Genomic DNA, 19,846 nt, shown 5'->3' on the forward strand with positions numbered 1-19,846 from the left:
GGACGCTCGACGGCGTCCGCCTCGCGGTCCGCCCAGTCGTTGAGCGCCATCCCCGCCCAGTACAGGAGCACCGAGGCCAGGGCCAGGCCCGCCGCCGGACGCCGTCCCGCGGCGGCGGCCCCCGCCATGGTGTCCCCGGGCACCGACAGGGCGGCCGGGGCGCGGACCAGCTCCAGCAGCGCTCTCATGCCAGCTCCTCGGCGAAGGCGCACAGCCGGGCGTACTGGGCGGCCAGGGCGTGCTCGCCCGTCCCCAACGGGCTCTTGAAGAAGTACCCGAGCTCGGGCAGGACGCCGCGCCGCCCCTTCTCGTGCGCGCGGCCGACCAGCCGGGCCAGATCCAGGACGAGCGGTGCGGCCAGCGCCGAGTCGCAGCCCTGCCAGGTGAACTGCAACGTCATCCGGACGCCGAGAAAGCCCTCGAAGCTCACGTGGTCCCAGGAGGTCTTCCACTCCCCGAGGTCCGGGACGTAGTCGATGTGCGTCTCGCCCTCCACGGGCTCTCCGAGGACCTTGGCGACGACCTGGTCCTTCGAGAGCCGCTTGCTGGACCTGGCGGCCGGATCGGCGAGCGTCGCCCCGTCGCCGCCGCCGAGCAGGTTGAGCCCGGACCAGGAGCGGACCCGCAGCGCCCGGTCGGCGAACATGGGCGCCAGCGCGCTCCTGACCAGGGTCTGCCCGGTCTTGCCGTCGCGTCCCGCGTACGGCACGCCCCGCCGGTCGGCGAGCTGGGCCAGGGCGGGCAGGGTGGGCCCGGTGGAGGGGGTGAACTCCACATAGCCGCATCCCGCCTGGAACGCCGCGTAGGCGTACAGCGAGCTCGGCGGCAGGACGTCGTCCCCCGCCGCGAGCCGCGCCTCCAGATCGGCCAGCCTCCCGAACTCCGGGCGGGGTTCCACCGGAGGCTCGGTCGACGACACGTTGACGACGACCACCCGGGCCAGTCCGTGCCGGGCGCGGAAGCCGGTGATGTCGTCGATCAGCCGGGTCGCGGGCGGTCCGCCGCCGGGGACGTGGCCCGGCCGGATCTCGGCGTCGGCGGCCTCCAGGTCGGAGGCGAGCAGCTCCGGCAGGTCCGGTGAGATGACCTCCGCTCTGCCCAGCTGCTCGGCGCGCTTGCGCAAGGACGTCTCGGCGATGTCGTGGCCGCCGAAGACCAGGTCGGTCAGCGGGACCAGCCGCCCGGGAAAGCCGGGGGACTCGCTCACGCAGCCGCGGGGTGACGCCGCTCCCGCCCTGATGGCCGCGGCGCCCACGATGGCGGTCGTCGCCACGGACCCTCGTGCCCCGATGAGCCACACACCGAGCTTGTCCATGAAAGCTCCATCGTGTCCGGACCACCCCGCACACGCAGGTATCCGATAAGTGAGTCTTTGCGATGGTAAGAGCTAGTAATGTCGATGGTCAAGTATAAGTAGGCTCATCGCTGCCCTATCTTCACCCGATTCTCGGCAGTCACTGCCGGCCCAGCGTGTGATCAACGGGGAGCTTACGCCGTTTCGTGTCCGGCTTTTGCTTGACCGCCGATATAAGCCCGCTTAGCATCCCGCTCCATGAGGGATGAGCCTGAAACTTTCCGGCGGCCTCTGAGCAGGGGACGGGGAGGCTGACCGGATGCTGAGCATGCGGGGCATCGGCAAGAGCTTCCTGGGCGTACGGGTGCTGTCAGGGGTGGACCTGGCCGTGACGGCCGGTGAGGTCCACGCCGTCGTCGGCGAGAACGGCGCCGGCAAGTCCACCCTCATGAAGATCGTCTGCGGGGTCCACCCGCCGGACGAGGGCACGATCGAGCTCGACGGCCGGCCCGTCCGCTTCGGCCATCCACTCGAGGCGCGGCGCTCCGGCATCGCGATCATCTACCAGGAGTTCAACCTCCTGCCCGAGCGCACCGTCGCCGAGAACGTGTTCCTCGGGCGCGAGCCCGTCAGGCGCGGCCTGGTCGACCGGGCCGCCATGGAGGAGGCGACCGCGCGGCTCCTCGGCGAGCTGGGCGAGGACGCCTTCGGCCCGCGCGACGTCGTCAAGCGCCTGCCGGTGGCCCAGCAGCAGATCGTCGAGATCGTCAAGGCGCTGTCGGTGGACGCCCGGCTCGTCGTCATGGACGAGCCCACGGCGGCGCTCGCCGAGCACGAGGTCGAGTCGCTCTACCGGCTGATCGGGCGGCTCAGGGAACGCGGCGTGGCCGTCCTGTACATCTCCCACCGATTACGCGAGGTGTTCGACCTCGCCGACCGGGTCACCGTGCTCAAGGACGGCTCGCGCGTCACCACGCTCCCGATCGGCGAGGTGACCCCCGCAGAGCTGATCCGCCTGATGGTGGGCCGGGATCTCGGCGCCTACTTCCCGCCCCGCTCGGCCCGAGCCGGCGAGGTGCGCCTGCGGCTGCGCGCGGCCGGCAACCGCAAACTCCGCGACATCGACCTCGACCTGCGGGCCGGGGAGATCGTCGGCATCGCGGGCCTGCAGGGGTCCGGCAGGTCGGAGCTCGCCAGAGCGATCTTCGGCGCGGAGCCCTTCACCACGGGAGAGATGACCCCGGCGCGCCCCCGCTCGGTCCGGGAAGGCGTGGCCCTGGGCATCGGGCTCGTGACCGAGGACCGCAAGGCCGAAGGGCTCGCGCTGCGCCAGTCCGTGCGCGACAACGTCCTGCTCGTCGCCCGCGCGGTGGGCGCGGGGAACCGCGCCGGCGTCCGCGACCTGCTCGAACGGGTACGCCTCGCGCCCGTGCGCCGGGACCAGGAGGTCCGCTACCTGTCCGGCGGCAACCAGCAGAAGGTCGTGCTCGTCAAGTGGCTGACGATGGCGCCGCGGGTGCTGCTGTTCGACGAGCCGACCCGGGGGATCGACGTCGGGGCCAAGGCCGCCGTCCACGACCTGATGCGCGAGTTGGCGGACGACGGCATGGCCATCATGATGATCTCTTCCGAGCTGCCCGAGCTCATCGGCATGAGCGACCGCGTCGTCGTCCTACGCGACGGCCGCGTCGCGGGCACGCTGCCCGCCGGCGCCTCCGAGGAGGCCGTCATGCGCCTGGCCGCGGGAGAGGCGGCCTGATGGATCTCCTCACGCGCGCCCGCGGCCCGGCGCGCGGCGGCCTGGCGGCGCACCTGCGCGAACCCACGCAGGTGCTGTTCCTCGCGCTGCTCGGCCTGGTCGCGGCCGGCTGGGTCCTCGTCGCGCTCGACGGCGGCCAGTTCCTCACCCTGGAGAGCGTCGTCGGGATCCAGCAGCGCTCCGCGGCCCTCGGCATCGTGGCCGTCGGGCAGACGCTGGTGATCCTGGCCGGGTCGCTCGACCTGTCGGTGGCGTACCTGATCAGTCTGGCCTCGCTGGTCGCGGCGGAGATCATGGCGGGCCAGGACGGGAACATCGGGCCGGCGGTCGCCGCGGTGCTGGCCGTCAGCGCCCTGGTGGGGCTGGTCAACGGGCTGGTCATCACCAGGCTCCAGGTCCACGCCTTCATCGCCACGCTCGGGGTCGCCCTGATCATCAGAGGCGCCCTCGACCACCTCTACGACGGGCCCGCGGGCCGGGTGCCCGAGTCGTTCCAGGTCCTCGGCTACTCCCGGATCGGGCCGGTCCCGGTCTCCGCGCTGCTCTGGGCGGGCGTGGCCGTGCTGGCCTGGCTCCTGCTGAGCAGGACCCGGCTCGGCTACCGCATCTACGCGGTCGGCGGCGACGAGGAGGTCGCCCGCCTGTCGGGGATCCGCACCGGACGGGTCGTCGTGCTCGCCCACGTGCTGTGCTCGGTCTGCGCCGGCGTCGCGGGCCTGCTGCTGGCCGCCAGGCTCGGCGCCGGGGCCCCCACGGTGGGCACCGACGGCGGCTACGACCTGGAGTCCATCGCCGCGGTCGTGCTCGGCGGGACCGCGCTGGCCGGCGGCAAGGGCGGCGTGGCCGGGACCGTGGGCGGAGTCCTGCTGCTGGCCGTCCTGGACTCCATCTTCAACCAGCTCGAGGTCAACTCCTTCGTCAAGGACGTGGTGCGCGGCGTGGTCATCGTCGTCGCGGTCGCCGTCTACGCCCGGCGCACCCGGGGACGGCGCGCATGAGGCGGGCGCTTCCCATCCTCGCGGTCCTCGCGGCGCTGCTCATCGCGATCGCCCTCGTCAACCCCCACTTCCTGGAGCCCGCCGGATTCCTGGCGTTCCTCAAACGGGCCGCGCCGCTGGTGATCCTCGCCGCGGGACAGTACTTCGTCATCGTCTCCGGCGAGTTCGACCTGTCGGTCGGCTCGCTGGTGACGGCCGAGGTGGTGATCGCCGCGCGTCTCATCGACGGCGACGAGTCCGCCACCTGGCCGGTCCTCGCCCTGCTGGTCGTCACCGGGCTGCTCGTGGGGCTGGTCAACGGCGTCGTCACCACCAGGCTGCGGGTGCCGTCGTTCATCGTGACGCTCGGCATGCTGCTCATCCTGTCCGGGGCGGTGTTCCTGTGGACCGGCGGCGCGCCGCGCGGCGCGCTGTCGGATGGCTTCCGCGTCTTCGGCCGCGGCGGCCTCGGGCCGGTGCCGTGGTCGGTGCTGATCCTCCTGGTCCTGGGCGCGACGGCGATCCTGCTCATGCGCGCCGACTTCGGCAGGACGCTGATGGCCGTCGGCGACAACGAGCGCGCCGCGGCGCTGTCCGGGGTCCGGGTGCACCGGGTCAAGATCTTCGCCTTCATGCTCTCCGGCCTGGCGGCCGCCGTGGCGGCGATCCTGCTCGGCGGTTTCGCCGGCGTCTCGGCCCAGGTCGGTCAGGGCCTGGAGTTCTCGGCCATCACCGCCGTCGTCCTCGGCGGCGTGGCGCTCGGCGGGGGCCGCGGCTCCGTGCCGGCCGCCATGGCCGGGGCCGTCACGCTGGAGGCGCTGTTCACCCTGCTCAACCTGTACGGGATCTCGGGGGCGCTGGAGTTCACCGTGCAGGGCGTCATCATCATCGCCGCGGTATCGGCGGCAGCCGTCCGGCTTCCCCGGAAGTCCACCCCCCGAACAGGAGACGCACATGCCGCGTCCTAAGGCCGCGATCGCCGTACTGGCCGCGCTCGTCATCGCCGGCTGCACCACCGACAAGCCGGCCACCACCCAGTCAGCGGCGCCCGCCACGAGCAGTCAGGACTCCGGCACGGGCGCGCAGTCCGAGTTCTTCGTCCAGGCGGACTTCGACGCCCAGCTGGCCATGCGCTCCAAGACGCCGCAGGGTCCCGCGGACAAACCCTGGGAGCAGGCCATCGACCCGGAGATGATCGACACGTCACGGTACAAGAAGGACGGGCCGTACCACCTGTGCTTCTCCAACGCGGCGGTCGACAACCCCTGGCGGCAGGTCGGATGGAAGACGATGCAGGCCGAGGTGGGCCTGCACGAGGAGATCGGGAAGTTCACCGCGCTGGACGCCGAAGGCAAGGACGACAAGCAGATCTCCGACATCGCCGAGCTGCAGGCCAAGGAGTGCGACGCGCTGATCGTCTCGCCGAACACCACGGCGACGCTCACCCCCGCCGTGACGGCCGCCTGCGCGAAGGTGCCCGTCATCGTGTTCGACCGGGGCGTGGAGACGGACTGCCCGGTGACGTTCATCAAACCCATCGGCGGCTACGCCTTCGGCGCCGACGCCGCCGAGTTCCTGACCGAGAAGGTGCCGGCGGGCGGGAAGGTGCTGGCGCTGCGCATCCTGCCCGGCGTCGACGTGCTGGAGACCCGCTGGTCGGCGGCGAAGGCGGTCTTCGACGACAGCCGCCTCCAGGTGGTGGGGGTGGAGTTCACCGACGGCGACGCCGCCAAGACCAAGAGCATCGTCAGCGACTACATCCAGCGGCACGGCACGATCGACGGCGTCTGGATGGACGCGGGCGCCACGGCGGTGGCCGCGATCGAGGCGTTCGAGGACGCCGGATTGCCGGTGCCGCCGATCAACGGCGAGGACCAGCAGGACTTCCTGCAGAAGTGGAAGGACGCCGGGCTCACGGCCGTCGCGCCCACGTACCCGACCTACCAGTGGCGCACCCCGATCATCGCCGCGCTGAGGATCCTGCGGGGCGAGGAGGTGCCGGGGGAGTGGAACCTGCCGCAGCCCAAGGTCACCAGCGAGAACCTGCAGACCTACCTCAAGCCCGACATGCCGCCGCTGCACTACGCGCTGTGCGGGTGTGAGGACCTGCCCGGGTTCCCCGAGGACTGGGGCGGGAAGAAGGGCTGACCGGCCCCTGCCCGCGAGCCGACTTCCCGCGAGCCGACTTCCGTGAGCCGACGACGGAGAGGGACGCCATGTTCTCGATCGGAGTGAACACCTGGGTCTGGGTCTCCCCGCTGACCGACGACGAACTGGCGCGGCTCGCGCCCCGCATCGCCCGGTGGGGCTTCGACGTCATCGAGCTGCCCGTCGAGCGGCCCGGCGACTGGAACCCGGACCGGGCCGCGGCGCTCCTGGCCGAGCACGGGCTGGCCGCGTCCGTGGTGCTGGTCATGCCGCCGGGCCGCGAGCTCGTGGCCGCCTCCCCGGACACCGTCCGCGAGACCCAGGACTACCTGCGGCACTGCGTCGACGTGGCGGTGACCGTCGGCTCCCCGGTGATCGGGGGGCCGGCGTACGCCTCCGTCGGCCGTACGTGGCGGCTGTCACCAGACGAACGCCGGGAGGTCTACGCGGAGCTGCGCGAGCATCTGCGGCCTGTCCTGGACCACGCGGCCGAGCGCGGGGTGAAGCTCGCCGTCGAACCGCTCAACCGGTACGAGACCAGCCTCGTCAACACCGTCGAGCAGGCGCTCGACGCGCTGCCGGAGGACTGCCACCTGGCACTCGACGTCTACCACATGAACATCGAGGAGAAGGACCCCGCCGAGGCGGTGCGGCTGGCGGGGGATCGCGTCGCGCACGTGCAGGTGTGCGGCACCGATCGCGGCACGCCGGGAGCCGACCGCTTCGACTGGCCGGGCTTCACCCGGGCCCTGCGCGACATCGGCTATGAAGGGCCGCTCGTCATCGAGTCGTTCACCGCGCACAACCGGACCATCGCCACCGCCGCCTCCATCTGGCGACCCCTCGCCGAGACCCAGGACGGGCTGGCCGTGGACGGCCTCGCCTACCTGCGGACCCTGTGACACCCACCTGAAAGTTTCATACTTATCCTGCCAGATGACGGCCACCAGAGCAGTCTCCGTCGTCTTGACCTGCGGATATCAATCCACGCTCGCCGGATGAGTGAGCGGTGCTGGTTTTCAAGCGCTTGATAAGCATGCTTAATGAGGTCTGTGGCGAGGCGGGCACGCCTCACGCCCTCCCTCGCCACCCCCGACTCCCGACCCGTGCCGGCACCCCCCAGGAGATCCTTCATGCGAAGATCACGCCTGCTCCCCGCCTTGGTCGCAGCCTTGTCCGGGCTGTTGCTGTCCTTGTCGCCACTGGTGGGCCACGCGTCCGCGGCGCAGTTCAGGGTGCTGCTGTTCACCGAGACGGCGAGCGGCGCCTACCGGCACGACTCCATCTCCGCGGGTGTCACCATGTTCCAGCAACTGGCCGCCGCCAACGACTTCCAGCTCGACCACAGCGAGAACTCCGCCGTCTTCACCACCGCGACGCTGAACTCCTACGACGCGGTGATCATGTTCCAGACCAGCGGCATGGTGTGGGACAACGACGCCCAGCGCCAGGCCTTCCAGGCCTACGTGCGCAGCGGCAAGGGCGTCGTCGCCGTCCACAACGCCACCGACATGAACGTCGAGGCGCAGTTCCCCTGGTGGGACCAGGTCGTCCTGGCAGGCGCCCACATGACCGCGCACTCGTCGATCCTCCAGGGCACCGCCAAGGTGGCCGACAAGACCCACCCCTCCACGGCGGGGCTGCCGGACCGGTGGGTGCGGACGGAGGAGTGGTACAACTTCGACAAGAACCTGCGGGGCTCGGTCCACGTCCTGGTGACCGCGGACGAGACCACGTACGACGCGGGCCCGAGCAGGATGGGCGCCGACCACCCGATCTCCTGGTGCCACAACCCGGAGGGCGGCCGGGTGTGGGCCACCGCGATGGGCCACCAGGCGTCCTCCTACTCCGAGCCCCTGTTCCAGCAGCACCTGCTGGGCGGCGTGCGGTGGGCGGCGGGCGCGGCGGCCGGCGACTGTGGCGGCACGGTCGCGGCCCGGTTCCAGAAGGTGACCCTCGACGGCGCGCCGGACCAGCCGATGGAACTGGACGTGGCCGCCGACGGCAGGGTCTTCTACATCTCGCGCTCCGGCAAGGTGAACCTGATCCCCGCCAACGGCGGCGGCACGCGCGTCATCGGCACCCTGCCGGTGTACGACGGCGGCGAGGACGGCGGCGTCGGCCTGGCGCTGGACCCGGGCTTCGCCACCAACGGCTGGATCTACCTCAACTACTCGCCGGCCGGCGGCGCTGAGGTGAACCGGGTGTCGAGGTTCACCTTCAACGGGACCAGCCTCGACCTGTCGAGCGAGAAGAAGCTGATCGAGGTTCCCGCGTACCGCAACGTCGACGAGCCCGGCCACACGGGCGGCTACCTCGCGTTCGGCCCCGGCGGGAACCTGTACATCGGCCCCGGCGACGACACCAACCCCCACGCGTCCAGCGGGTACGCCCCGATCGACGAGCGGCCCGGCCGGGAGCACTACGACGCCCAGCGGTCCTCGGCCAACACCAACGACCTGCGCGGCAAGATCCTGCGCATCCACCCCGAGACCGACGGCACCTACACGATCCCGTCCGGCAACCTGTTCGCGCCCGGCACCGCCAAGACCCGGCCGGAGATCTACGCGATGGGCTTCCGCAACCCGTTCCGCTTCTCGGTCGACAAGGTGACGGGCTGGATCTCGGTGGGCGACTACGGCCCCGACGCGGGCGCCGCGAACCCCAACCGCGGCCCCGAGGGCACCGTCGAGTGGAACCTGATCAAGCAGCCCGGCTTCTACGGCTGGCCGTACTGCGTCGGCAACAACCTCCCGTACAACGACTACAACTTCGCCACCAACACCTCCGGCGCGAAGTTCAACTGCGCGGCCCCGGTCAACGACTCGCCCAACAACACCGGGCTGACCAACCTGCCGGCGGCCAGGGCCGCGACCGTGTGGTACGACTACCACGCCTCGACCGCGTTCCCCGAGATCGACTGCTGCGGCGGCGCCGCCCCGATGGGCGGCCCGTTCTACCGCTACGACGCGGCCGGCGCCTCGGATCGCAAGTTCCCCGCGTACTTCGACGGCACGCCGTTCTTCTACGAGTGGAGCCGCAACTTCGTCAAGGAGTTCCGCCTGGACTCCTCGGGCAACCTGCTGAAGATCAACCCGTTCGTGGCGCAGCTCGCTCCCCGCGCGCCGATCGACATGAAGTTCGGGCCGGACGGCGCCCTCTACATGGCCGACTGGGGCAACGGCTTCGGCCACGCCAACACCGACGACAGCATCTACCGCGTCGACTACGTGGCCGGCAACCGCGCGCCCCTGGCCAGGGCGAGCGCCAGCCCCGACTCGGGCGTGGCGCCGCTGACCGTGGCGTTCTCCTCGGCCGGTTCGGCCGACCCCGACGGCGACGCGATCACCTACGCGTGGGACTTCGGCGACGGCGGAACCTCCACCAGCGCCAACCCCTCGCACATCTACCGGACCAACGGCACTTTCACGGCCAGGCTCACCGTACGGGACTCCGGCGGCAAGACGGGCAGCGTCACGGTGCCCGTCGTCGTCGGCAACACGCGGCCCGAGGTGGCCTTCTCGGCCCCGCCCGACGGCGGGTTCATCGACTTCGGCGACCGGGTGGACTACCGGGTGACCGCCACCGACGCCGAGGACGGCGCCGCCGACTGCGGCAGGGTCACCGTGATCACGGCGCTCGGCCATGACCAGCACGCCCACGACACCGGCCAGTACACCGGCTGCTCCGGCACGGTCACGACCAGCGCCTCCGGCCATGACGACACCGCCAACGTCTACTACGTCCTGTCCGCCGACTACACCGACAGCGGCGGCCTGAAGGGCTCCACCGGCGTCACCCTGCAACCGAAGCACAAGCAGGCCGAGCACTTCACCGGCTCGTCCGGCATCCGCGTCGTCGACGAGCCCGGAGCCGAAGGCGGCAGGCGCATCGGCGACATCTCCGCCAACGACTGGATCTCCTTCAGGCCGGTCAACCTGTCAGGGATCGACACGGTGACCTTCCGCGTCTCGGCGCCGACCAGCACCGGGGCGGTCATCGAACTGCGCGCCGACTCGCCGACCGGGGCCCTGATCGCTTCCAGTCCCGTGCCGGCGACCGGGGGATGGAACAGCTACGTGTCGCTGCCCCCGGTGGCGGTCAGCGACCCCGGTGGCACCCGCAACGTCCACGTCGTGTTCAAGGCGCCGTCCGCGAACGCGTTCGACCTGGACTCCGTCACGTTCAACGGCGCAGGCGTCGGACAGGGTGACGGCCCGTCCCCGGGCGGCACGAGCGCGCTGCGCGGCGTGGCGTCGAACCGCTGTCTGGACGTCAACGGCGCGTCCCAGGCGAACGGCGCGCAGGTGCTCATCTGGGACTGCAACGGTCAGCCCAACCAGCAGTGGACCGTCACCAGCGCCGGTGAGCTGCGGGTGTACGGCACCAAGTGCCTGGACGTGAACGGGGCCGGGACCGCCGACGGCACCGCCGTGATCATCTGGGACTGCAACGGCCAGAACAACCAGAAGTGGCGGCTCAACGCCGACGGCAGCGTCACCGCCGTGGGCGCGAACAAGTGCCTGGACGTCAGCGCCACCGCCAACGGCACCAGGGCACGCATCTGGACCTGCACCGGCGGCGCCAACCAGAAGTGGACCCGCGTCTGACCGACCACCACTCCGGAGGAAACGGGATGCGACATGTCTGACCTGTCACGAAGGCAAGTCCTCAGGTTCGGCGCGGCCGGAGCCGGGGCCGCCATGCTGCCCCTGGTGTGGACCGCCGCCGCCCGGGCCGCCTCGGCGCCCCCGCCGGAGGTGATCGCCGCGAACGACCTGGCCCTGTGGTACGACGAGAGCGCCGGCGCCGACTGGCTGCGCGCGCTCCCCATCGGCAACGGACGCCTGGGCGCCATGGTGTTCGGCAACACCGACACCGAGCGGTTGCAGCTCAACGAGGACACCATCTGGGCCGGCGGTCCGTACGACCAGAGCAATCCCCGAGGCGCGGCGGCACTGGGCCAGATCCGGCAACTGGTCTTCCAGAACCAGTGGAGCCAGGCCCAGACGCTGATCGACCAGAACATGCGGGGAAACCCGGTGGGACAACTGGCGTACCAGACCGCCGGTGAGCTGCGGCTCGGCTTCGGCAGCGCCTCCGGGGTCTCGGAGTACAGCCGGCACCTGGATCTCACCACCGCCACCACGGCCGTCTCCTATCTGCAGAACGGCGTCCGCTACCGGCGCGAGACGTTCGCGAGCGCCCCCGACCAGGTGATCGTCCTGCGCCTGACCGCCGACAGGCCGGGCTCGATCACGTTCTCCGCGACGTTCGGCAGCCCGCAACGGGCGACGCGCTCCAGCCCGGACGGCACCACGGTCGCGCTCGACGGCGTATCGGGCGACATGGAAGGGGTGTCCGGCTCGGTCCGGTTCCTGGCGCTGGCCCGGGCCGTCGCCGAGGGCGGCAGCGTCAGCGGCTCCGGCGGCACCGTGCAGGTCAGGTCGGCCGACAGCGTGACGGTGCTGATCTCCATCGGCTCCAGTTACCGCGGCTTCCGCGACACCGGCGGCGACTACCAGGGCATCGCGCGGCGCCACCTCGACGCGGCCACCGCCAGGGCCCACGCCGACCTGCGCGGCCGGCACGTCGCCGACTACCAGCGGCTGTTCGCGCGTACGACACTCGACCTCGGCCGGACCGCGGCGGCCGACCAGCCGACCGACGTGCGGATCGCGCAGCACGCGAACACCGACGACCCGCAGTTCTCCGCGCTGCTGTTCCAGTACGGCCGATACCTGCTGATCTCCTCCTCCCGGCCGGGCACGCAGCCGGCCAACCTCCAGGGCATCTGGAACGACTCGCTCACCCCGGCCTGGGACTCGAAGTACACCATCAACGCGAACCTGCCGATGAACTACTGGCCGGCCGACACGACCAACCTGTCCGAGTGCTACGAGCCGGTGTTCGCCATGCTCGACGACCTCGCGGTCAGCGGCGCCCGGACGGCACGCGCCCAGTACGGCGCCGGCGGCTGGGTGACCCACCACAACACCGACGCGTGGCGGGGCACGTCGGTCGTGGACGGCGCGTTCTGGGGGATGTGGCAGACCGGCGGGGCCTGGCTGGCCACCCTCGTCTGGGACCACTACGCCTTCACCGGCGACCTGGCGTTCCTCCAGCGGTACTACCCCGTGATGAAAGGCGCCGCGCAGTTCTTCCTGGAGACCCTCGTGCCGGAACCCCAGCTCGGATACCTGGTCACCAATCCGTCGAACTCTCCCGAACTGGCCCACCACTCGGGTGTCAGCGTCTGTGCCGGCCCCACCATGGACAACCAGATCCTGCGCGACCTGTTCAACGGCTGCGCCCAGGCCGCCCAGACGCTCGGCGTCGACGCCGACTTCCGGACGCGGGTCCTGGCCGCCCGGGACCGGCTCCCGCCGATGAAGATCGGCTCGCGCGGCAACATCCAGGAATGGCTGTACGACTGGGTCGAGACCGAGCCCGCCCACCGGCACATCTCCCACCTCTACGGCCTGCACCCCGGCAACCAGATCAGCAAGCGCGGCACCCCCGCGCTGTACACCGCCGCGCGGCGCACCCTCGAACTCCGCGGGGACGACGGGACCGGCTGGTCCCTGGCCTGGAAGATCAATTACTGGGCGCGGATGGAGGAGGGCGGCCGGGCGCACACCCTGCTCCGCCTCCTGGTGACGACGGCCCGGCTCGCGCCGAACATGTTCGACCTGCACCCGCCGTTCCAGATCGACGGCAACTTCGGCGCCACGTCCGGCATCGCCGAGATGCTGCTGCAGAGCCACAACGGCGAACTGCACGTCCTGCCGGCCCTCCCGCCGGCCTGGCCGAACGGCACGGTACGCGGCCTACGAGGCCGGGGCGGCCACACCGTGGACGCGACCTGGAGCGCCGCCGGGACCACCGAGATCCTCCTGCGGTTCGACCGCGACGGGACGGTCAACGTACGCGCCCGGATCTTCGCCGGAGCCCACCAGGTGGTCGACACCACGACCGGCGACGCCGTCACCGTCACCAAGCCCGAGAACGACGTCATCAGACTGACCGGTCAAGCCGGTCGCACGTACCGCATGACCGGAACCGGGCCCGCGCCGACCGGCTACTCGCGGATCGCCAACGCGACCACCGGCCTGGCACTGGACAGCGGCGGGAACGTCGCCTCCGGGTCCAACCTCAAACAGTGGAACTGGGACGGCAGCACCAACCTGCACTGGCAGCTCGTCGACCTGGGCGGCGGCTGGCACCGCATCGTCAACCGCACCAACGGCATGGTCATCGACAGCTGGGGCAACACCGCCAACGGCGCCAACGCCCGGCAGGCGGCCTGGAACGGCGGCGTCAACCAGCAATGGCGGCTCAACAGCACCGGCAACGGCCGCCACCAGATCATCAACCGGGGCACCGGCACCGCCCTGGACGGCATGGGCAACACCACCGCCGGCTCCACCGTCGGCCTGTGGACCCCGAACACCAGCACCAACAACCAGTGGACGATCACGAACGTGTGACCACCCAGGCGCGGCGGCTGCGCGGTGGCGATTCCCTCCGGACCGGCCCCCGGACCCGCCCCGGACCGGCCTCCTGTCAGGCCACCAGGGCTGGCTGAGGGAGGATCGTGGTCAGACCGGGCGCCGACCCGCGCGGCTGCCACTCACGCGGATAGCCGAGCGAGACCTCGTAGTGCGGCACGCCGTCCTGCGTGAGCAGGCGCGGGATGTGCAGGTGCCCGTAGACGGCCGCGACCACGCGGTAGCGCCGCAGCCAGGCGGCGGTGGCCTCCGTGCCGCACCACAGGGCGAACTCCGGGTGGCGCAGGACCTCGGTGGGCCGCCGGATCAGCGGGAAGTGGTTCACCAGGACGATCGGCCTGCCCGCGGGCAGCTCCGCGAGCCGTGCCTCGGTGATCTCCAGCCGGCTCCGGCACCACGCCTCCCGGCTGGGGTGGGGGTCGGGGTGCAGCAGGAACTCGTCGGTGCAGACCACGCCCGCCTCGTAGCTCGCCTCCAGCGCGGCCTCCTGGGTCAGGTGCCCCGCCCTGAAGGTGTAGTCGTACAGCACGAACAGGGGCACGACGGTCACCTCGGCCCCGCCTGCCCGCCAGGTCGGGTAGGGGTCCTCCGGAGTCAGGACGCCCAGCCCTCGGCAGGCCTCCACCAGGGCGCGGTAACGTTCCTCCCCGCGCAGCGCCAGGGGGTCACGCGGATGGGTCCACAGCTCATGGTTGCCCGGCGCCCACACCACCGTGGAGAACCTGCCGGCGAGCAGCCGCAGCGCCCACTCGACGTCGGCGAAGATCTCCCCGACGTCGCCGGGAACGAGCAGCCAGTCGTCGTCCGACTCCGGCCGCAGCCCTTCGACGAAGCGCCTGTTGTCCTCGTAGCGAACGTGCAGATCACTGATGGCCAGCAGCTTTCCCGCCATGATCACTGAGTGTCGCAACTCCTCCCGGCTTCGGCAACCCCGTGCCCCGCAGCGCGGACACCGGCGAGCGGAACCGGCCGGCCGCGCCTGCGGGGCACGGGGCGACGTCGCGTCGTACGCGTCCATCAGGTCCCATAGCCCGCGGCACGTTCTCGGCCGGTCTCCCACCTCGGGCGAGCCGCCCGGATGGGGCGGCGCCTCACCCGGTGGTCAGCGGAGCCCCGTGCGGCCAGATGTCAGGCCCGGCGAACTGTCCGACCTCCTCATCCCGCTCGGCTGACTGATCAAGGAGTGGAGACGAGCGGCACACCATGCGGCCGGAGGGCGTCTCCGGCCGGTCGGCGCCAGGTCAGGCACCGGCCTCGAGCACGGCGAGATCGCGCACCGCATAGCGGTGATGCTCGGCCTCTTCCTTCAGCACCACCTTGAGGCAGCGGCGCACGACGTACTCCTGGTCGGGATACGGATCGGCCGGCTTGCGACCGCAGACCCGATCGAGTTCGGCCTCGGTGAGCCCGTCGACGACCCGCCGCATCGTGGCCATGCGGGCGAGCCGCGGCGCGAGCACTTCGTCGAGCGTCGGGGTGGCGTCGAGGGTGAGACCGAGCTTCGCCGCCGCCTCGGGCGGCATCCCGCCGGCAGGCAGGCCCCACGGGTGGTACGGCGTTTCCTCCTCCAGCACCGCATTGCCGAGCCAGGCGTCGCCGGCGAACAGCAGGTGCCGCTGGGTCTCGACCAACGACCACTCGCCGTCGACCTGCTCGTGCAGCCTGGCCTCGGGCAGCAGCCTGGCGCGGTCGAGCGTCGCCGCCCACAGCGTCTCGAGGGCATCCCAAGCAGCCCGATAGTCGCCGGGGGACACGGCGTCACGCGCCAGCACCCGTGCGGGGTGCCGGCGGTCGAGCTCGGACTCGACGTAGGCGGTCACGTCGACGTCGTTGACGACGAGCCGCTCGAAGTCGCCACCGAGGTAGACGTCGCTCCCATAGCAGTCGACGATCTTCAGGCCGCTGACCTCGCAATCGCGGACCTCCAGACCGGAAAGATCGCACAGGTGGATGCGGGCACCGCGGAACCGGTCGCTCTGGGCGTACTCAGCAGCCATCGAGGCAGTATCCCGCATCCCTCCCTCGGGTGCCACGTGGCGAGCAGGTCGCGTCGGCGTCACCGCGGACGAAGCCCCAGGAAGGTCTGCTCAGGAAAGATCGATGGTGCGGGCGGAGGCGGCGATACCGATCTCTCCGTCGTACTCGGCCCGGCAGCGGCTCGCGCGGTTGTGGCGGCCGGTTCAGCGATCAAGGGCCTCGTTCCCGGCCGAGGAAGCACGACAGGAGTCGCCTGAAGTCCTGCGGGTGTTCGAGCGCCGGCACGTGTCCGCATCGGCCGAGCACGTGCAGACGGACATCGGCCAGGTGGTCGAGCAGGGGTAGGGCTGCCGTCCCGAGCGGGGTGACCCGGTCCTCGGCGCCGTGGACGAGCAGCACGGGCGCGCGGATCCCCGCCAGCGTGCGCGCCGAGAGGGTGAGGTCGTCGGCCCAGCGTGCCCTGGGCGGAGGGAACAACGACGCGAAGGCGGTCGCCCCCGCTCGCATCGCGGCTGCGCGGACGGCGACGGCCGACTCGGTTACAAGCGCTTGGTCGAAGACGAGGCGGCTCAACATGTCTCGTGCCCCGAGCGGGCCGGCGGGGGCGGCCCAGACCGCGTCGAGTTCGGCGGACAGCGGCGCCCCTGGGGCGCCCATCGTCGAGACGGCCACGACACGGGTGACCTGCTGGGGACGCGCGGCCGCCAACGCCAGCGCCACGGCGCCGCCCATGGAGTGGCCGACCACGGCGTAGCGCTCGACGCCGAGAGCGTCCATCAGAGCCGCGGCCCGCTCCGTCCACAGCTTGAGCCCGCCCCTGGAGCCCGCCGGAATCGGCGTACGGCCGAACCCTGCCTGGTCAGGAGCCACCAGACGCCAGGACGCGCCCAGCGCCTGTGCCGTTGACGCCCAGGCTCCGGATCCGGTCGTACCGGGTCCGGAGCCGTGCAGCATCAGCACCGCGGGCCCGGCGCCGCACTCCAGGACGTGGACGGGGGAGCCGTCGACGGTGACGGTCCGAAGTGCCGTCACCGGGACGGGCCCGGTGCGCTCATGCCGATGCGGAGCTGACGGACTTCGAGAAGAGCTCCATCATCGCCCTGCCGAACTGCGGCATGTCGGGCCACCCCCGGCAGGAGACGAGGTTGCCGTCCACGACGTCGGGGGCGTCGATGACCGTCGCGCCCGCGTTCTCCATGTCACCGGTGATGGGCGGGAAGCACGCCGTCTTCCGACCCTTGAGCAGCCCGTACACGGCCGGCACCTGCGCGCCGTGGCACACCAGCGCGATCGGGAGGTCGCGCGCGAAGAAGTGCTCGGTGATGCGCCTGACGTCGGCGTCGGCCCGGATCCACTCGGGGGCACGTCCCCCAGGGATGATGAGGGCGTCGTAGCGCTCGACGTCGACCTCGGCCCAGGGCACGTCGACCGGCAGCTTCCGGCCGTTCTTCTCCACGTAGGCGTCGGAGCCGGGGTCGAACTCGTGGATGACCAGCTGAACGTCACGCATCGTCCGTGACGAGACATCGACGTCCCAGCCGCCCTCCTGCACACGGTAGTAGGGATACATGGTGTCGAGCTCTTCGGCGGCGTCGCCGGTCAGGAGCAGTGCTCTGGGCACCTGCTTCTCCTCGCATCCGGGGCGGGTGAGGGATCCAATCCGATCCGATCGGATTGAGTTAGCATTTACCGGCCCGGTCCGCCCGTCAACCCTTTTCCGCCATTCCCTCCGCGGCCTCCGCCTCGTCGAACAGCCGCCGGAACCGCTCGCCGGACCGCAGGATGTGCCGGCGCATGGCGTAGGCGGCGGCGTCGGGGTCACGCGCGGCGATCGCGGCCAGGACCCCTTCGTGCTCGGCCATGGCCAAGTGAGTGACCTGGGCGTCGCGGTGCAGCCGGAACAGGTGCACGTGCGTGTGCAGGCGGGCGAGCGCCTCGCGGATGACCTGGTTCTCCGCGCTCAGGGCGACGAGGTCGTGAAAAGCGGCGTCGCGCAGCCCGAAGGCGCCATAGGCCGTGGGGCCCTTGCCCCCCTCCAGTTCGGCCATGTCCTCCAGCATGCGTCGCATGCCGGCCACCTGCTCCGGGGACGCGCGTTCGGCGGATCTGCGCGCCGCCGCCGGCTCGAGGAGCAGGCGGACCTCGAGCATGTCCTCGAATCGGTGACGGGTGATCTGGGGAGGAATGCGATAGCCGGCATGGGGCACCCGCACGACCAGGCCCTCGGCCTCCATGCGGTTCAGAGCGTCTCGGATCGGCGTCTGCGAGACCCCCAGCTCCCGTGCCAGGGCATCGATCGTGACGCGGGAGCCAGGCTCTATGCGTAGCGACATCATCTGTCCGAGCAGCGCGTCGTACACCTCGTCGGCGAGCCGGCCGCGAGATCTCCCCGGCGGCGTTCCGCCCGTCATGGCCTCATGGGGCCGCGCGGTCACCGCTTCGTCGTCCATCGTGACGTGAGGTCCTTTCTTGCGTGTTCGGGAACCTGTCGACATCGGTCGCCATCCTGCGGGATGTTGACGCTCCCCATCGGATCGTATAGGAAAGGTGACGGATGCCAGCCGTCCCTCACTCATCGGGGAACCGTCCGCCATCGCTCCGCCGACTGTTCGAAGTCCCTTCACGTCGCGGCGTACTCATGACGCCGGTCTGCGGGTCAGCCCCTGCGACAGCCGGCGACACGCCTGAACAAGCCGGCAACCGCTCGGCGAAGCACGCAGCAAGGCTCCAGAAGTCCCCGCCCAGAAAGCAGGCAAGAAGATGCGGTATCCCCAGCGAAGAGGACGACTGTCCGTTCCCGGCCGAAAGGCGGGGCTGGCGGCGGCGGCCCTATTAGTGGCCACGACCGCGGCGGCCTGCGGCGGCGGCCAGAACGACAGCGCCCCCAAGGCGCCGGCGACCATCCCGGAGCTCACCAAGGATCCGCTGACCCTCAGCTTCATCTGGTTCGACTGGCCCCCCGCCCACGCGCTGGAAGCCTTCGCGAACGCGGAGTACGCCAAGGAGCGGCCGAACGTGACCGTCAAGGTCAAGACCGTGCCGAACGCGAACTGGCACGACGCGATGTTCACCCAGTTCGCCGCGCACAAGACCGACTTCGACATCCCGATCCTGGACTCGCAACACATCGGCGAGGCCGTGACGAACGGCAACATCCTGGACATCACCGACTTCGTCAAGAAGAACATCGACGTCAAGGCCTACAACCCGTACCTCCTGGCGGCCTACGGCCAGTTCCCCCAGGCGGAGACCGGGAAGCGCGACGAGAACGCCAGCCTGTACGGACTGCCGCTGCTCGGCGACACCTGGACGATGATCTACCGTAAGGACCTGATCGGTGACAAGCCACCGCAGACCTGGGACGAGATGATCTCAGTCGCCGAGAAGTGCCAGGCGGACAACCCCGGCGTCAGCGGGCTGGCTTTCCACCAGGCCAACGGCTCCGACGCCGCGGCCGTCACCTACAACACGGTCAACGGCGTCTACGGCGGCAACCTGTGGAACCCCAGGACGCGCAAGATCGACGGCGTCCTCAACGACGCCGCGGGCCAGGAGGCGATGGACGTCCTGGTCAACAAGATGAAGCCGCTGACCGCCAAGGGCTCCGGCAACTGGTTCATCGACGAGGTGAACGCGGCGGTCGCCCAGGGCAAGGCCTGCATCGCGTTCAACTGGATCGCCGCGAGCGGCGGCCTGCTCGACCCGAAGCAGTCGACGCTCGGCGCCACGCGGGAGGAGATTCTCGACAAGCTGGGTTTCGCCGCCCTGCCGAGCCAGAAGACGAACCTGGTGCCCCTCGGCGGCATGGGGATGCACGTGTCGGCCTATTCCCCCGAGGCGAACCAGGCGGAGGCCCTGAACTTCATGAAGTGGTTCGAGCAGGCCGACATCCAGAAGAAGTGGGCCGCGGCCGGTGGTGTGCCCTCGCGTACGGACGCCCTGGAGTCGCCGGAGTTCCTCGATGCCGCGCCGTTCAACCAGGTGTACACCGACTCGGTGCCGCGGATGCGGGACATGTGGAATGTGCCGGAGTACGCGCGCCTCGTCGACATTGAGAACACCAACGTGAACGCGGCTCTCAACGGCGCGAAGACGCCGAAGGAGGCGCTCGACGACATCGCCAAGGAGCAGCAGAGCGTGCTCGACTCCAGCAGCGGCAAGGGCGGCGGCGGACTGTGAG

At 70.8% G+C, this 19,846-nt stretch carries 14 protein-coding genes and 1 pseudogene; 8 read left to right on the top strand and 7 right to left on the bottom strand.

Annotation, left to right across the window (positions count from 1 at the left end):
• Nucleotides 1-188: pseudogene (locus tag OUY22_RS21590) on the bottom strand (SCO3242 family prenyltransferase); the annotation flags it as partial.
• The gene (locus tag OUY22_RS21595; RefSeq protein WP_270156889.1) at nucleotides 185-1,315 is read right to left on the bottom strand and encodes an inositol-3-phosphate synthase; all 1,131 of its coding nucleotides are present in this window, start codon (nucleotides 1,313-1,315) and stop codon (nucleotides 185-187) included. The gene OUY22_RS21595 and the pseudogene OUY22_RS21590, both read right to left, overlap by 4 nt.
• 298 nt (nucleotides 1,316-1,613) lie before the next feature.
• On the opposite strand from OUY22_RS21595, the gene OUY22_RS21600 reads away from it, so the two are divergent.
• The 7 genes from OUY22_RS21600 to OUY22_RS21630 all read left to right on the top strand — a co-directional run bounded on the left by OUY22_RS21600 (nucleotide 1,614) and on the right by OUY22_RS21630 (nucleotide 13,668).
• A complete protein-coding gene (locus OUY22_RS21600; protein WP_270156890.1) occupies nucleotides 1,614-3,053 on the top strand; it encodes a sugar ABC transporter ATP-binding protein in 1,440 nt (479 codons plus the stop codon).
• Nucleotides 3,053-4,051 (top strand): ABC transporter permease, encoded by a 999-nt coding sequence (locus OUY22_RS21605; protein ID WP_270156891.1) that lies wholly within the window; start codon nucleotides 3,053-3,055, stop codon nucleotides 4,049-4,051. The genes OUY22_RS21600 and OUY22_RS21605 overlap by 1 nt, the downstream gene beginning before the upstream one ends.
• Nucleotides 4,048-4,998, top strand: a complete 951-nt coding sequence (locus OUY22_RS21610; RefSeq protein ID WP_270156892.1) for an ABC transporter permease — start codon at nucleotides 4,048-4,050, stop codon at nucleotides 4,996-4,998. The genes OUY22_RS21605 and OUY22_RS21610 overlap by 4 nt, the downstream gene beginning before the upstream one ends.
• Complete coding sequence (locus OUY22_RS21615; protein ID WP_270156893.1) at nucleotides 4,985-6,178, top strand: substrate-binding domain-containing protein; 1,194 nt, start codon at nucleotides 4,985-4,987, stop codon at nucleotides 6,176-6,178. Before OUY22_RS21610 ends, OUY22_RS21615 begins: the two co-directional genes overlap by 14 nt.
• Nucleotides 6,179-6,246: 68 nt before the next feature.
• The gene (locus tag OUY22_RS21620) at nucleotides 6,247-7,080 is read left to right on the top strand and encodes a sugar phosphate isomerase/epimerase family protein (protein WP_270156894.1); all 834 of its coding nucleotides are present in this window, start codon (nucleotides 6,247-6,249) and stop codon (nucleotides 7,078-7,080) included.
• A 231-nt stretch (nucleotides 7,081-7,311) separates the two neighbouring features.
• Nucleotides 7,312-10,788: a ThuA domain-containing protein gene (locus OUY22_RS21625; protein WP_270156895.1), complete on the top strand. Its 3,477-nt coding sequence runs from the start codon at nucleotides 7,312-7,314 to the stop codon at nucleotides 10,786-10,788.
• A gap of 33 nt (nucleotides 10,789-10,821) precedes the next feature.
• Entirely contained in the window at nucleotides 10,822-13,668 is a 2,847-nt protein-coding gene (locus OUY22_RS21630) for a glycosyl hydrolase family 95 catalytic domain-containing protein (protein WP_270156896.1), read from the top strand.
• Between the two features lie 76 nt (nucleotides 13,669-13,744).
• Here the strand turns inward: OUY22_RS21630 and OUY22_RS21635 are convergent, their stop codons facing one another.
• The 5 genes from OUY22_RS21635 to OUY22_RS21655 all read right to left on the bottom strand — a co-directional run bounded on the left by OUY22_RS21635 (nucleotide 13,745) and on the right by OUY22_RS21655 (nucleotide 18,116).
• Nucleotides 13,745-14,581, bottom strand: a complete 837-nt coding sequence (locus OUY22_RS21635) for a metallophosphoesterase family protein (RefSeq protein WP_270156897.1) — start codon at nucleotides 14,579-14,581, stop codon at nucleotides 13,745-13,747.
• Nucleotides 14,582-14,930: 349 nt separating this feature from the next.
• A complete protein-coding gene (locus OUY22_RS21640; RefSeq protein WP_270156898.1) occupies nucleotides 14,931-15,686 on the bottom strand; it encodes a DinB family protein in 756 nt (251 codons plus the stop codon).
• A 190-nt stretch (nucleotides 15,687-15,876) separates the two neighbouring features.
• The gene (locus OUY22_RS21645; RefSeq protein ID WP_270156899.1) at nucleotides 15,877-16,698 is read right to left on the bottom strand and encodes an alpha/beta fold hydrolase; all 822 of its coding nucleotides are present in this window, start codon (nucleotides 16,696-16,698) and stop codon (nucleotides 15,877-15,879) included.
• A gap of 19 nt (nucleotides 16,699-16,717) precedes the next feature.
• On the bottom strand, nucleotides 16,718-17,287 hold the full coding sequence (locus tag OUY22_RS21650; protein WP_270156900.1) for a DJ-1/PfpI family protein: 570 nt from the start codon (nucleotides 17,285-17,287) through the stop codon (nucleotides 16,718-16,720).
• An 85-nt stretch (nucleotides 17,288-17,372) separates the two neighbouring features.
• Nucleotides 17,373-18,116: a GntR family transcriptional regulator gene (locus OUY22_RS21655; RefSeq protein WP_270156901.1), complete on the bottom strand. Its 744-nt coding sequence runs from the start codon at nucleotides 18,114-18,116 to the stop codon at nucleotides 17,373-17,375.
• A gap of 385 nt (nucleotides 18,117-18,501) precedes the next feature.
• Between OUY22_RS21655 and OUY22_RS21660 the strand changes: the two genes are divergently transcribed.
• Entirely contained in the window at nucleotides 18,502-19,845 is a 1,344-nt protein-coding gene (locus OUY22_RS21660) for an extracellular solute-binding protein (RefSeq protein WP_270156902.1), read from the top strand.
• Nucleotide 19,846: the final 1 nt, after the last annotated feature.

This window comes from Nonomuraea corallina, from assembly GCF_027620315.1.
Classification (GTDB): Bacteria; Actinomycetota; Actinomycetes; order Streptosporangiales; family Streptosporangiaceae; genus Nonomuraea; species Nonomuraea corallina.

Excerpts from the sequence above, each read along its gene's own strand:
- OUY22_RS21595 (WP_270156889.1), bottom strand. The coding sequence starts at position 1,315 with ATGGACAAGCTCGGTGTGTGGCTCATCGGGGCACGAGGGTCCGTGGCG.
- OUY22_RS21600 (WP_270156890.1), top strand. The coding sequence starts at position 1,614 with ATGCTGAGCATGCGGGGCATCGGCAAGAGCTTCCTGGGCGTACGGGTG.
- OUY22_RS21605 (WP_270156891.1), top strand. The coding sequence starts at position 3,053 with ATGGATCTCCTCACGCGCGCCCGCGGCCCGGCGCGCGGCGGCCTGGCG.
- OUY22_RS21610 (WP_270156892.1), top strand. The coding sequence starts at position 4,048 with ATGAGGCGGGCGCTTCCCATCCTCGCGGTCCTCGCGGCGCTGCTCATC.
- OUY22_RS21615 (WP_270156893.1), top strand. The coding sequence starts at position 4,985 with ATGCCGCGTCCTAAGGCCGCGATCGCCGTACTGGCCGCGCTCGTCATC.
- OUY22_RS21620 (WP_270156894.1), top strand. The coding sequence starts at position 6,247 with ATGTTCTCGATCGGAGTGAACACCTGGGTCTGGGTCTCCCCGCTGACC.
- OUY22_RS21625 (WP_270156895.1), top strand. The coding sequence starts at position 7,312 with ATGCGAAGATCACGCCTGCTCCCCGCCTTGGTCGCAGCCTTGTCCGGG.
- OUY22_RS21630 (WP_270156896.1), top strand. The coding sequence starts at position 10,822 with ATGTCTGACCTGTCACGAAGGCAAGTCCTCAGGTTCGGCGCGGCCGGA.
- OUY22_RS21635 (WP_270156897.1), bottom strand. The coding sequence starts at position 14,581 with ATGGCGGGAAAGCTGCTGGCCATCAGTGATCTGCACGTTCGCTACGAG.
- OUY22_RS21640 (WP_270156898.1), bottom strand. The coding sequence starts at position 15,686 with ATGGCTGCTGAGTACGCCCAGAGCGACCGGTTCCGCGGTGCCCGCATC.
- OUY22_RS21655 (WP_270156901.1), bottom strand. The coding sequence starts at position 18,116 with ATGGACGACGAAGCGGTGACCGCGCGGCCCCATGAGGCCATGACGGGC.